General features: G+C 30.3%; 16 protein-coding genes. 13 read left to right on the top strand and 3 right to left on the bottom strand.

Translation table 11 applies throughout. From position 1 onward, the window contains the following. Positions 1–47: 47 nt before the first annotated feature. Both mscL and hemH read right to left on the bottom strand, forming a co-directional pair. Complete coding sequence (gene mscL / locus Q385_RS0101995) at positions 48–425, bottom strand: large conductance mechanosensitive channel protein MscL (RefSeq protein ID WP_028950061.1); 378 nt, start codon at positions 423–425, stop codon at positions 48–50. A 146-nt stretch (positions 426–571) separates the two neighbouring features. Next, positions 572–1,573 (bottom strand): ferrochelatase, encoded by a 1,002-nt coding sequence (gene hemH / locus Q385_RS0101990; protein ID WP_028950060.1) that lies wholly within the window; start codon positions 1,571–1,573, stop codon positions 572–574. Between the two features lie 99 nt (positions 1,574–1,672). On the opposite strand from hemH, the gene Q385_RS0101985 reads away from it, so the two are divergent. The 4 genes from Q385_RS0101985 to Q385_RS0101965 all read left to right on the top strand — a co-directional run bounded on the left by Q385_RS0101985 (position 1,673) and on the right by Q385_RS0101965 (position 4,540). Then, positions 1,673–2,161: an HIT family protein gene (locus tag Q385_RS0101985; protein ID WP_028950059.1), complete on the top strand. Its 489-nt coding sequence runs from the start codon at positions 1,673–1,675 to the stop codon at positions 2,159–2,161. Then, entirely contained in the window at positions 2,151–2,474 is a 324-nt protein-coding gene (locus Q385_RS0101980) for a LapA family protein (RefSeq protein WP_028950058.1), read from the top strand. Before Q385_RS0101985 ends, Q385_RS0101980 begins: the two co-directional genes overlap by 11 nt. A gap of 29 nt (positions 2,475–2,503) precedes the next feature. Beyond that, entirely contained in the window at positions 2,504–3,310 is an 807-nt protein-coding gene (locus tag Q385_RS0101975) for a 2-amino-3,7-dideoxy-D-threo-hept-6-ulosonate synthase (RefSeq protein ID WP_028950057.1), read from the top strand. 165 nt (positions 3,311–3,475) lie between these two features. Continuing rightward, positions 3,476–4,540 (top strand): AI-2E family transporter, encoded by a 1,065-nt coding sequence (locus tag Q385_RS0101965; RefSeq protein WP_028950056.1) that lies wholly within the window; start codon positions 3,476–3,478, stop codon positions 4,538–4,540. On the opposite strand, the gene Q385_RS0101960 is transcribed toward Q385_RS0101965, so the two are convergent. Continuing rightward, on the bottom strand, positions 4,537–5,253 hold the full coding sequence (locus Q385_RS0101960) for a succinate dehydrogenase/fumarate reductase iron-sulfur subunit (protein WP_028950055.1): 717 nt from the start codon (positions 5,251–5,253) through the stop codon (positions 4,537–4,539). The genes Q385_RS0101965 and Q385_RS0101960 overlap by 4 nt on opposite strands. 76 nt (positions 5,254–5,329) lie before the next feature. On the opposite strand from Q385_RS0101960, the gene Q385_RS0101955 reads away from it, so the two are divergent. From Q385_RS0101955 to Q385_RS0101915, 9 genes are all read left to right on the top strand, one after another. Further along, on the top strand, positions 5,330–5,956 hold the full coding sequence (locus Q385_RS0101955) for a Crp/Fnr family transcriptional regulator (RefSeq protein WP_028950054.1): 627 nt from the start codon (positions 5,330–5,332) through the stop codon (positions 5,954–5,956). A gap of 57 nt (positions 5,957–6,013) precedes the next feature. Beyond that, positions 6,014–6,487: a nitrous oxide reductase accessory protein NosL gene (locus tag Q385_RS0101950; RefSeq protein ID WP_028950053.1), complete on the top strand. Its 474-nt coding sequence runs from the start codon at positions 6,014–6,016 to the stop codon at positions 6,485–6,487. Between the two features lie 24 nt (positions 6,488–6,511). Beyond that, positions 6,512–7,012: a c-type cytochrome gene (locus Q385_RS0101945; protein WP_028950052.1), complete on the top strand. Its 501-nt coding sequence runs from the start codon at positions 6,512–6,514 to the stop codon at positions 7,010–7,012. Between the two features lie 246 nt (positions 7,013–7,258). Further along, complete coding sequence (nosZ, locus tag Q385_RS0101940) at positions 7,259–9,217, top strand: Sec-dependent nitrous-oxide reductase (protein WP_028950051.1); 1,959 nt, start codon at positions 7,259–7,261, stop codon at positions 9,215–9,217. Positions 9,218–9,293: 76 nt separating this feature from the next. Continuing rightward, positions 9,294–9,863, top strand: a complete 570-nt coding sequence (locus Q385_RS0101935; RefSeq protein WP_028950050.1) for a hypothetical protein — start codon at positions 9,294–9,296, stop codon at positions 9,861–9,863. Continuing rightward, a complete protein-coding gene (locus tag Q385_RS0101930; RefSeq protein WP_028950049.1) occupies positions 9,860–10,339 on the top strand; it encodes a nitrous oxide reductase accessory protein NosL in 480 nt (159 codons plus the stop codon). Before Q385_RS0101935 ends, Q385_RS0101930 begins: the two co-directional genes overlap by 4 nt. 19 nt (positions 10,340–10,358) lie before the next feature. Next, positions 10,359–11,600 (top strand): nitrous oxide reductase family maturation protein NosD, encoded by a 1,242-nt coding sequence (locus Q385_RS0101925; RefSeq protein ID WP_028950048.1) that lies wholly within the window; start codon positions 10,359–10,361, stop codon positions 11,598–11,600. Next, positions 11,597–12,301 carry an ABC transporter ATP-binding protein gene (locus Q385_RS0101920; RefSeq protein WP_028950047.1) on the top strand — a complete coding sequence of 235 codons (705 nt, stop codon included), beginning with the start codon at positions 11,597–11,599 and terminating at the stop codon, positions 12,299–12,301. Before Q385_RS0101925 ends, Q385_RS0101920 begins: the two co-directional genes overlap by 4 nt. Further along, complete coding sequence (locus Q385_RS0101915; protein WP_028950046.1) at positions 12,283–13,050, top strand: ABC-2 transporter permease; 768 nt, start codon at positions 12,283–12,285, stop codon at positions 13,048–13,050. The genes Q385_RS0101920 and Q385_RS0101915 overlap by 19 nt, the downstream gene beginning before the upstream one ends. The last annotated feature ends 109 nt before the right edge of the window (positions 13,051–13,159 follow it).

Here is a 13,159-nt window from a genome sequence, read left to right as displayed (position 1 = left end):
TAGTGGGTAACAACCTGTATAAAAAAACTTGGATATATTATTCCTTTTTATTTCTTTCTTAATTCTTCTAATATTTCTCTTAAAAGCTTTACTTCTTCTGATGGCTCAGGTGGTGGAGGAGGTGTTTGTTCTTGTTCTTTCTCTCTTCTTTGTTTAATAGCATTCATAGGAACTACTACAAAGAAGTATATTGCTCCTGCTACGATTAGAAAGTTAACTACTGCGTTGATGAATTTACCTAACGCTATCGGTCCTAATTTGATTGCTGAAAAGTCTGGAGCTCCAAATAAAGCTCCTATTAATGGAGTTAAAACGTCTGCAACCATCGATTCAACAATTTTGTTGAAAGCTGCACCTATAATTACTGCTACTGCCAAGTCCAGAACATTCCCACGCATAATGAACTCTTTGAATCCTTTTAACATTTTTTTAACCTCCCATAGTTCATTTTTTCATTTTAATGAATAAATATTATATTAAAATTTTTAAGAACTTGCACTTGTTTTTCATAATTTACTAAAAATACTATTTATAAACTTTTATAACATCGTATTAGTTTAATATTTAGTTTTTAACCACACTGTAAAACTAAATTTTTTAATGTTTGTATAAATTTAGGGTGGGTTTTTAGGGTTGGAATTCTTATATAGTTTTCTATGCCTAATTCTTTGGCAAGGTTGCCGTACTGATAATCAAGTTCATACAGCGTTTCAGAATGTTCGGAAACAAAGCTTACAGGTATTACAACTAAATTTTTTACTCCTTCTTTTGCTAACCTTTCTATTTCTTGGTCTGTAAAAGGCTCTAACCACTTTACTGGTCCAACTTTAGACTGATACGCCAGAGAGTAGCTAACCCCTTTAAAGTTTTCCATTATCAGCTTTACAGTTTCTTCTGTCTGATGTTTGTATGGGTCTCCATCTAAAATTATCTTTTCTGGAAGGCTGTGGGCACTAAATAGAAAGTAATATTTTTGATAATCTTTTGGCAGATTTTCTTTTATATTTTCTACCATAGCATTTATATATTCTGGATTGTTGTAATAACAGTTAATTTTTTTGATGGGAATGTTTGAAGGGTAGTAGTAAGAGTTTTTTACACCTTTTAATGTTGATAAGACGGTGTATTTTCCTGCTTTTATATACTTTTTTATCTGTCTGTCAAACTCATTAAAAGATGAACCAGTGGTTGTCCTGCTGTATTGAGGGTATAGAGGTAGCAGTATCATTTTCTCTAAATCATACTTAAATAATTCTTCCAATGCTTCGTGTGTAAACGGATGCCAATATCTCATTGCAACAACTACCTTGTAATCTTCTCCAAGAGCTTCCTGTAAAGCTGAAGCTTGCTGTAAGGTTTGTTCCTTTTGAGGAGATTTTCCTCCTATTATTTCATAGTATTTTTTTGTCTTTTTTGACCTTATCTTTGATATTAAAAAAGCAACTGGTTTTTGTATTGGTTTTGGTATCTGTATAATGTCGTGGTCGGAAAATAGATTGTATAAGAATGGCTGTATAGCATCTAAGCTATCAGGACCACCCATATTGAGTAAAATTACACCTATCTTTTTCATTGCTTACCTCTTATTTTTGTTGTTATAATTTATACCATACAAGATAGTTTAAAAACATACAAAATGTAAAAATTTGTATATGAAACGGAGGTTTATGAGATGGAAAGGCTGTATTCTCCTTGGAGGTCTCAGTACATAGAAGGTCTTAGTAAATCTGATGAATGTTTTCTCTGTAGAGCTTTTAAAGAAAATGACGATGAAAAAAATCTTGTGCTTTACAGAGGAAAAAATGCCTTTGTTATAATGAACCTTTTTCCTTACAATGCAGGGCATTTGATGGTATGTCCAAACGACCATATAGGAGATTTTACGCAAATAGATAAAGAGACTATGTGTGAAATATCTTTGCTAACTCAAAAAATGGTAAAACTGCTTAAAAAAGTACTTAATCCAGATGGTTTTAACATTGGTTATAATATAGGAAGGTCAGCAGGAGCAGGTCTTGAGACCCACATTCACAATCACATAGTCCCAAGATGGAACGGAGACACAAACTTTATGCCAGTTTTAGGGGAAGTTAGAGTTATATCACAAGATTTAAAAGAAATTTATTACAAATTAAAAGAAGGGTTAAAAAATGTTGAGTAAGATAAGATTCGTTATATGGCTGATTATTTTATTGTTGGTGGCGTATTTTGTGGCGATGAATACTACTTCTGTAAGTGTTAACCTTATTCCAGGATACCAAACCGTCCCTATGCCTTTATCTATAGTTATTATTTTTAGTGCTGTTATAGGTGCAATATTTGCCTTAACTTTAACAATAGGAGACTGGATTAAGTTTAAAATGGAAATAAGTAAACTAAACAAACAGCTTCAAAACTGTGAAAAAGAAAAGCAAGTTTTAATGCAAAGCAAGAATTTAGCAAATCAACAAGAAAACTCTCAAAGTAGTGTATAATAATAAAAAAATCATACATGGAGGAATAAATGTCCATAGGTAAGAGAGTTAGATTAGAAAGACTTATAAATAGAGATACAGGAAAAACTGTTTTAGTTCCTATGGACCATGGTGTTAGCTCTGGTCCAATGAAAGGAATTGTAAACTTAAAAGAAACAGTTCAAAAGATAGCAGAAGGTGGTGCAAATGCAATAATACTACATAAAGGTATGGTAGAAGCAGGACACAGAGGTAAAGGTAAAGATTTAGGTCTTATCATCCACATGTCTGCATCTACTGATTTATCCTTAAGAAAAAATGATAAAGTCTTAGTATGCACTGTAGAAGAAGCTATAAAGTTAGGAGCTGATGGAGTTTCTATACATGTAAACATAGGTGCTGAAGATGAAAAACAGATGTTAAAAGATTTTGGAGAAGTATCTAAAAAATGCCTTGAATGGCAGATGCCTCTTCTTGCTATGATGTACTATAGAGGTCCAGAAGTAAAAAACCCTTATGACCCTAAAGCAATAGCTCATATAGCAAGAATAGCAGCAGAGCTGGGAGCTGACATAGTAAAAGTTCCTTACACAGGAGACCCTGAATCTTTTAGAGAGGTTGTGGAAGGATGCCCTGTTCCAGTTGTGATAGCTGGAGGTCCTAAAGTAGATTCTGATGAAGCTCTTTTAAAAATGGTTTACGATGCTGTTGTAGTAGCTGGATGTGCAGGACTATCTATAGGAAGAAACATATTCCAGCATGACAACGTACCTTTAATAACTTCTGTGTTGGCTAAAATAGTTCACGAAGGTATAAGTGTAGAAGAAGCTTTAAATTTTATGAAAAATGTTGCTTAAAAAGTAATTATGAATTATAATTTTGAGTAAATATTCAAGGAGGTGTGTGTGATGGAAGCTTGGTTAGCGTTTATCATTATGACAGCTTTTACAATCTTAACAGGTATTATTGCTTTTGTTGGTGGAGCTTTAAAGAAAGGAGAAGAATAATAAAAAGGAGATTGATTGTTTTCTAATTATGAGAAGTTAGGAAATATATTTTTTATTATTTCCTTTCTTCTTTTTCTTTTTTTAGGTTATATTATATTTAGTCCTTTTGTAGGATTAATACTTGTATCTCTTCTTTTTGTGGTAATCTTCTATCCATTTCATCTTAAAATTAAATCGAAGGTGAAAAATGATATTTTATCTTCTTTGATATCAACTTTAATAATTTTAACTTTTATACTTCTACCTTTAAGCTTGATTGTGTTTTTCTTGACAAAAGAGATAATAGACTTATACCCATTGGTATCTGAGTATATATCCAATTTAAACTATTTTGTTGAAAAGTTAAAATCTGTGCCATATTTATACGATTTATATTTAAAAGTTCAAAATGAATTAGTTAATAAGGTAAATAGTAATCTATACGAAAATTTTATAAATTATCTAAAAGGTTTTGCTTCTACATTTTTTGATATTGCAAAAGGATTTTTAACAAACTTAGTATTGTTTTCCATAGGTATTTTTATTTTGATTTTAAACATTTTCTTTCTTTTTAAAGACGGTGAGAAGCTCTACAAGTTGGTTTATTCCGTAATACCATTGGATAAAGAAGAAAAGGATTATCTGTTTAAAAATTCTTACTTAGCAGTTCAGGCTGTTATCTTAGGAAGTGTTTTTGTTGCAGTAGCTCAGGCTGTTGCGACGTTAGTAGGTTTAATAGTAGCTGGAGTAGATTACGCAATAATAATTGCTTTTATCACATTCTTGGCTGCTTTTATACCTTTTGGAGGAGCTTCTTTAGTATGGATTCCTGTTTCAATTTACCTTTTTACTACTAAAAGCTTTATTACAGGATTATTATTTTTCTTATATGGAACTTTTGTGATAAGCACAGTTGATAACATTATAAGACCTATAGTTGTAGGAAGTAAGATAGATATTCATCCTATGATTTTGTTTTTCGCTATATTAGGTGGCTTAAAGGCGTTTGGGTTTTTAGGAATATTTATAGCTCCTGTTATAGTCGCGATAATAGATGCTTTTATAATGCTTTATAAAAAAAGGTATAACATTTCCGATTAAAAACCAAAGTTAAATCCGAAGTTATCTTGTGATTGTATAATCCCTTTTTGTTTTCCAAAAAACTCTATCTGCATTATGTCTGATTCTACTGGAATTTCTTTTGGGCAGGAAAAAGTACAGTACTTACAGTGTATGCAGGAAGTAATGTTGTTTTCTTTTGCAATCTCAATTCTAATGTCGCCAAGAGCATCATTTTTATCTTTCCAAAATCTAAAAATTTTTACAAAGTTAATAGGTCCACCAAAATTTTTATCATTTTGAAATGCAGGGCAAACGCTGTAGCATATTCCACACAGGATACAGTCTGTCTCTTTTTCAAACAAAGATAAATCTTCTGGATATACTTTTTCAAAGTTATCTTTAGGCTCTAACCACGCTTTTGCTTTTTTTAGTTTGTTTAGGTACTCGTCTTGGTCTACAACCAAGTCTTTAATAATTGCCATGTTATCAACAGGTTCTATCTGTAAAGTGTTATTTTCTGCTAAATCTAAAGCTTTTGTTTTACATGCCAAAACAGGCTTACCGTTTACTTTTACAGCACAAGTTCCACATATAGAAGCCCTACATTGAGACCTGTAAGATAGACTTGTGTCTAAGTAGTTTTTTATGTAATCTAAAACCTCTAAAATTGTTGTTCTTTTTTCTATATTTGTTATTTCATAATTGAATGTTTTCTTTACGTTTCCATCAGACCTTAAAATTTTAACTATCAAACCGTCCTCTTGAAATTAATTTGTATTAATATAAATTAACCAAAAATATTAACTTATATGTTAAAATAATTTTATGATGGAAATCATTAATGAATTTTTAGACAAAGCAAAAACTATAGGAAACATAAAAATCTTTGAAAAAAACGAGGTTATTTTTAGGGAAAACGACAATTCTATCAATGTTTACATACTTTTAGAAGGTTTGGTTAGCCTGCATAAATTAAGGTTTGATGGAAAAGAAATAGTTGTAAACTATCTTTTACCAATTTCATTTGTAGGGGAATATTGTAATTTTTTAAATATTCCGTATAATGTTTCGGCCAGATTTGAAACTAAAGGTAAAGTTTTAGTAATAGAAGATTCTCAATTTAGGAAAGTATTTATGAATGACGTTAAAAATCTAATAAATATTATAAAAATAATGTCTAATGAAATCAAGTACGTTTACTCTTATACAGAGGAAAAATCTTTGAAAAATGCAAAAATTAAAATTGCTAGATTTCTTATAGGTCATGGAGATATTTACTCAAAACTTAATAAAAGTAAACTGGCATCAATTCTTGGATTAACACCTGAAACTTTGTCTCGAACGCTAAAAGAGTTTAAAGACAGAGGAATTATAAAAAACAAAACATTTATAGATAGAAAACTACTTTACGAATTCATCAAAGAGGAATTAGAGGAAATTGACATTAATCAATGAAAAAACAGTTTATATGAATTAAAGTTAGTTTAAAATTTATTTCACAGGAGGAGAAACATGAAAACTCTAAAAAGTTTAATCTTAATTTTAATGTTCATCGTTATAGGAAGTTTTGCGGGAGAAAAAATCCTAATTGACTATGGAAAAGACAAATGTAGCTTTTGTTCTATGCCTGTAAAAAATGGAAAAGTTGGAAGTTTGGCAATAACTGCTGATGGGAAAAAATTAACATTCTGTACCATTGAATGTGCAGTAGGCTATTATATTCAAAATAAAGACACTATAAAACAGTTGAAAGTGCCAAATTATCTAAATCCTTCTGAGTTTTTAGATGCTAAAGATGCTGTATATCTTCAAAGTGAAAAATTAAAAACCCCAATGGGGATGAATATATCAGCATATAAAACAAAAGAAGATGCATTGAAAATGCAAAAAGAGTATGGTGGTAAAATAATGAATTGGGAAGAATTACAAAACGCAATAAAAGAGGGTTTTTTGCCAAGATTCCAACATAAGATGCATCATCACTGAAAAATTATTTGCAGGAGGTATACTATGAAAAAAATTCTTATTAGTGCTTTATGTTCATCTATCTTGTTCCTTTCGTGCCAAAAGAAAGAAGAAACAACACAACCAAAAGAACCCGAAAAACCTTCACAAACACAAACATCTCAACCCTCTACATCTCCTACTTCACAAACACAACCACCAACATCGGATATAGGAATTGGTCCAATCAAAAAAGTTGAAATAAGTACCTCCATAGACAAAGAGATGGTTAAAAAAGGCGAAGAAATATTTAAAATGAAGTGTAGTATGTGCCATAAAATCGATGAAAATTATGTAGGACCAGCACTTAGAGGAGTCACCTTAGCAATGAAACCAGAATGGATAATGAATATGATCCTTAATCCTGTTGAGATGACTCAAAAAGATCCTGTTGCAAAAGCACTATATGAAACATACTTAACCCAAATGACACCTCAAAACCTTACAGAGCAAGAAGCAAGAGCAGTTCTTGAGTATTTAAGATCGATTGACCAACAGTCAAAATAATATCCTTATCTCCCACCTTATGGTGGGAAATTCACTTTTTAACTCATAAATAACATTTTTAAATACTGTAATACTAAGGATTCCTAAGATTATTATCGTTATGTTAAATTAACATGAATTTAAAATATATATTTTTCAATAATTTAATGTTGAATAAAATCTATGATTTTTGACATAAATCAAGGTAAATTTGCTTTTATAAAAGTAAATTGATACTAACTATTAACATTAGGAGGTTTATGTGCCATGAAGAAATTGATTTTAGGAGGTGGGATATTAGCCCTCTCCTCTTTATTCCTTTTTGGTTGTCCAAAAAAGGAACAGGTGCAGTCCGGAGCAGGTGCAGAAGATGCAGCAAGAAAGGTTTATGTACCGCCAGGTCAGTATGATGAATTTTACGCATTTGTTTCTGGGGGTTTTTCTGGACAGCTTACAGTTTATGGATTACCTTCTGGTAGGTTATTAAAAATTATACCGGTTTTTTCACAGTTTCCTGAAAATGGATATGGATATTCAGAAGAAACAAAGCCTATGCTTATGACATCTTGGGGATTTGTTCCATGGGATGATTCTCACCATCCAGAATTGTCTCAAACTAACGGTGCTCCCGATGGTAGATGGGTTTTTATCAACGCGAATAACACCCCAAGAATTGCAAGAATTTCTTTAGATACTTTTGAAACTGAAGAAATTATAGAAATACCTAATTCAGGTGGTAATCATGCCTCATCCTTTACGACAGAAAATACAGAATATATAACAGCATCAACTCGTTTTAGTGTTCCAATATCTCAAAAAGATGTTTCTATAGCATCTTATGCAGAAAATTTTAAAGGAACTATCTCTTTTATAAAAGTAGATCCAAAAGAGGGACATATGAGTTTGGCTTTCCAACTTCTTGTACCGGGATATAACTATGACCTTGCACACTGTGGTAAAGGACCTTCCCATGATTGGTGTTTCTTTACATCCTATAATACAGAACAGGCACATACGTTACTTGAAATAAACGCTTCTAAAAATGATAAAGATTATATTGCTGCAGTTAACTGGAAAAAACTTGAACAGTGTGTTGCAGAAGGAAAAGGAAAAGATTTTCCTGCTGAATATTATCATAACATTTATGACCATACAAAACATATGGCTAAATCCGAAGTACTTAAATCTGTTAAAATGCTAACTCCACAAGATTGTCCTGGATCTATATATTACCTGCCTACTCCTAAATCTCCACACGGTGTTGATGTAGATCCAACCGGAGAATATATAATAGGTGGTGGTAAACTTGCAACAGTTTTACCAATTCATTCATTCTCTAAAATGTTAAAAGCAATAGAAAATAAACAGTTTGAAAAAGAAGTGGATGGTATTCCTGTTATAAAGTATGAAGCTGTTAATTATTGTGAGGTTCCAAAACCATGTCTTGGTCCATTACATACCGAATTTGACGGAAAAGGATATGCTTATACATCTTGTTTCGTATCATCTGAAGTAATTAAAACCGACTATAAAGCTTGTAAAGTGGTTGATAGAATACCTGTTTACTACTCAATAGGCCATTTAATGATCCCGGGTGGAGATTCAGCTAAGCCATGGGGTAAATACCTTCTTGCTATGAATAAAATAACTAAAGATAGGTATTTACCAACTGGTCCGGAATTAAACCAATCAGCCCAATTGATTGATATTAGTGGAGATAAAATGAAAATGCTCCTTGATTTCCCTACAATAGGCGAACCTCACTATGCTCAAGGTATAGCTGCTGATTTAGTTAAAAATAGATCTTTAAAAATTTATGACTTGAAGACAAATGCACACCCAGAAGCAGTTAAATCTGAAGCTGATGCAAAAGTTGTAAGGAAAGGACCTAACGAAGTTCATGTTTACTTAACAATGATAAGATCTCACTTCACTCCCGACAACATAGAAGGTGTAAAAGTTGGAGATAAAGTTTACTTCCATATTACAAATTTAGAGCAAGATTGGGATATACCTCACGGTTTTGCTATTCTTGGAAATAATAACGCAGAATTACTTGTTAAACCAGGGCAAACTCAAACATTGGTATGGGAGCCTAAAAAACCAGGCGTATATCCATTCTACTGTACTGACTTCTGTTCTGCTTTACACCAAGAAATGCAAGGCTATGTGAGAGTATCTCCAGCTGGAACAAATCCTGAGATAAAATATTCAACTGGAAAGTAAATTATCTAAGAAGGGGAATTTTCCCCTTCTTTTTTTTTATTTTAGGTTAATATATACTAACCAAGGAGGATTAAAAATGATTAAAAGAATATTGATTGGATTGGCAGGTTTCTTACTTATAGGAGTTTATTTTTTTCCTTTATGGATAATAAAATTTTATGCACCTCAGTATCCTGAAGGTTTAGGAATGCTTATTTATATAAATAAAATTGGTGGATTACATGAACATGATATTGAAATTATCAACGATTTAAATCATTATATAGGTATGGCAATCATAGACGAGAATTTGATTCCGGAATTGAAAATAATGCCATACATAGGTGCATTTTTAATCTTTTTTGCTTTTGTAACTGTCTTAATTAACAAAAAATTTGTTGCTTTAATGTGGACATTAACAACCACGATACTTGGAATTGCTGGTTTGGTAGATTTTTATATATGGGAGTATAATTATGGACATAATTTGGACCCTTCCGCGCCTATAAAAGTTGAACCTTTTCAGCCAGCCTTTATCGGACATAAACCTTTTTTAAATTTTGATATTTACTCTTATCCTCACATTGGTGGTATTTTACTTGGTATTGCTATAATACTTGGTTGGATCTCTGTATTTCTATATTTTAGAGAAGGTAGAAAAAAATGAAGAAGGTTCTTATATTTGCCTTTTTTATGAATTTTATCCTGCTATTTTCATGCTCACAAAGAGGTCCTGAGCCTGTAATTCCGGGTAAAGATGTATGTGAATACTGTAAAATGGTAATAACAGATATAAAATTTGCTGCTGAAACAATAACCAAAACTGGTAAAATTTATAAGTATGACTCTATAGAATGTGCAGGAGCAGATTACTTGGCAAAAAAAGACAGTATTAAACATGTATATGTTCCAAACTATCTTAATCCTAATGAATTTTTAGAAGCAGAAAAGGCTTACTATTTAATAAGTGATAACCTTAGAAGTCCTATGGGACTTAATGTTTCAGCATACAAATCCTTAGACGATGCACAAAAGATGCAAAAAGAAAAAGGTGGTAAAATATATGATTGGGAAGGACTTTTGGTTGTAATTCAAACAGATTATATACCAAGGTTTAGCAATATGCATTTACATATGCATTAAATTTATATAGAGAAAGGTTATGTATAGGTATAATCTAACTTTGATTGTTTTTTGTATTTTGGTTATGTTAGGATATGGAAATGAGATTACTGTCTGTAAATCTGGGTGTGATACAGATAGTATACAATATGCAATAGATGTTTCTATGCCGGGAGATAAAGTAATAGTAAAAAAAGGTATCTATAAAGAAAAGATATTATTAGACAAACCTGTTTCTTTAATAGGAGAAGATTATCCAATAATAGATGGAGAATTAAAGTATCAAAATATAACAGTTAAAAATGTATACGGTTTTAAAATAATAGGTTTTGATATTAGAAATTCAGGGATGAGTTATGTGGATGATATTGCAGGATTGAAGATCGAAGAAAGTGGGAATTGTGAAATTTCTAACAATAAATTCTATAACAATTTTTTTGCTTTGTATCTTGCAAGTGTATACAATTGTAAATTAATAGGAAATAGGATTATAGGTCAAGCAAAATCAGAAGGATCTTCTGGAAATGGAATTCACATTTGGAATTCGAAAAATATTTACGTTTTTAATAATTATGTAAAAGGACATAGAGATGGGATATACTTTGAATTCGTCCTTGATAGTAAAATTGAAAACAACTTTTCTGAAAAAAACTTAAGATACGGTCTTCATTTTATGTTCTCAGATAACGATGTATATATTAACAACACTTTTAAAAACAATGGAGCAGGTGTTGCTGTTATGTATTCTAAAAACATAAAAATGTATAAAAATAAATATATATATAACCGAGGACCTGCCAACTATGGGTTGTTGTTAAAAGAAATAGTAAATAGTGAACTTAAAGAGAATCTTTTTTATAAAAACACTATTGGTGTCTATATGGAAGATTCAAACCGAAGTTATTTTGAAAGAAATACATTTAAAGAAAACGGTTCTGCTGTAAGATTACTTGCAAATTGTGAAAATAATGTTTTTAAGAAAAATAATTTTATTAATAATATATTTGATGTTACGACAAACAGTAGGCAAAATTATGGAAACGTTTTATCGGAAAATTACTGGAGTAGTTATGAAGGATTTGATTTGAATAAAGATGGATTTGGAGATTTACCTTATAAGCCTGTTACTTTATCATCTTATCTATTTGAAAAATATCCACCTTTATTTATCCTCCTAAAAAGTTTTTTCATGTATTTGTTAGATTTGTCCGAAAGAGTTGTTCCAACTTTAACACCAACTACATTAAGTGATGATAAACCATCGTTAAAGGTGATAAAATGATAAAAATACAAGATTTACAAAAACGATTTGGAAAATTTGTTGCTTTAGAAAATATAAATATAGAAATAGAAAAAGGAAAAATAACTTCTATCATAGGACCCAACGGGAGTGGAAAAACAACACTGATAAAATCAATTCTTGGTCTTGTAATACCCACAAAAGGGAAAATATATATAGATGGAGTAGATATTAAAAAAAACTATAACTACAGAGAAAAGATAGGTTATATGCCGCAGATTGCTAATTTCCCTGAAAATGTAACTGTCAGAGAATTCTTTAGTATGATGCAAGATATTAGAAATAAGAAAAACGAAAAAAAATTAAGTGAGTTAATAGAAATTTTGGATTTAATACCCCATTTAAATAAAAAAATAAAAAATTTATCTGGTGGTACTAAACAAAAAGTAAACGCTATTTTATCTTTAATGTTTAACCCAGATATATTGATATTTGATGAACCAACTGTCGGTTTAGATCCTGTTACGGCTATTAAATTAAAAAAAATAATATCTAAAGAGAAAGAGGAAGGCAAAACTATAATATTTGTTTCCCATATTGTTAATGAAATAGAGTCATTGGCTGATAATATCGTTTTTATGGTAGAAGGAAAATTAACATTTGCGGGTACAATTATAGATTTAAAAGAAAAAACACAAAGAGAAAGTCTGGAGGACGCAATAATATGTTTGTTAAACTCTTAAAATACGAAATTTATAATATTACTCGTAGTTTTTGGATTCTTTTTTATACAGTTTTGGTTGGATTGATAGAAATGGTTTTATTAAAATCCTCCGATGATCTTGACAAAGTAGTTGTTAGTTTAACAAACATAGATATAATTATAGTACCTTTGATAAGTTTAATTTTTTCATTAACTTATTTCTATTCAAATAGACAATTTATAGAAGTTCTTTTAACACAACCTATAAATAGAAAAATAATATATTTATCTGACTATTTTTCTGTAGCACTCTCTTTATCTTTAGCTTTTGGAATTGGTAGCATAGTTCCTTTTGCTTTTTATGGATATATATATGATAAATTTATAATTTACTTTATTAGTCAGATAGTATTAACGTTTATATTTACTTCTATCGGCTATTTTATTGCTATTTTAAATGACGATAGAGTGGTTGGAATAGGTGTTTCACTGATTTTATGGTTTTTCTTTTTGGTAATTTTTGATTCTTTGATTTTTTACATAGTTGTTTTCTTTTCAGATTATCCTATTGAAAAATTCATTGGATTTTTAATAATGTTTAATCCTCTTGATTTAGTTAGAATCTATATTTTTTACAATCTTGGTCTTTCTGAACTTTTGGGTGTATCAGGGATTATCTTATCTGAATTTATTCAAAAATATCCATTCTTTCCAATATTTTTACTTTTAGGATGGAATATTCTTTTTATTACTCTTTCCCTTCTCAAGTTTCTTAAAAAAGATTTCTAAATTTATTTTTTGATTTAAATCAATGATTTTTATTTAAAAGAGTTTTACAATTTTGTTTAAAATTTGTTTATTTTTATTATATAATAAATTATAATTTTTAAGTTAAATT

This window comes from Sulfurihydrogenibium subterraneum DSM 15120 (genome assembly GCF_000619805.1).
GTDB lineage: Bacteria > Aquificota > Aquificia > Aquificales > Hydrogenothermaceae > Sulfurihydrogenibium > Sulfurihydrogenibium subterraneum.
The sequence above is the reverse complement of the archived record's forward strand: the minus strand, read 5'-3'. Positions and strand labels throughout refer to the sequence as shown.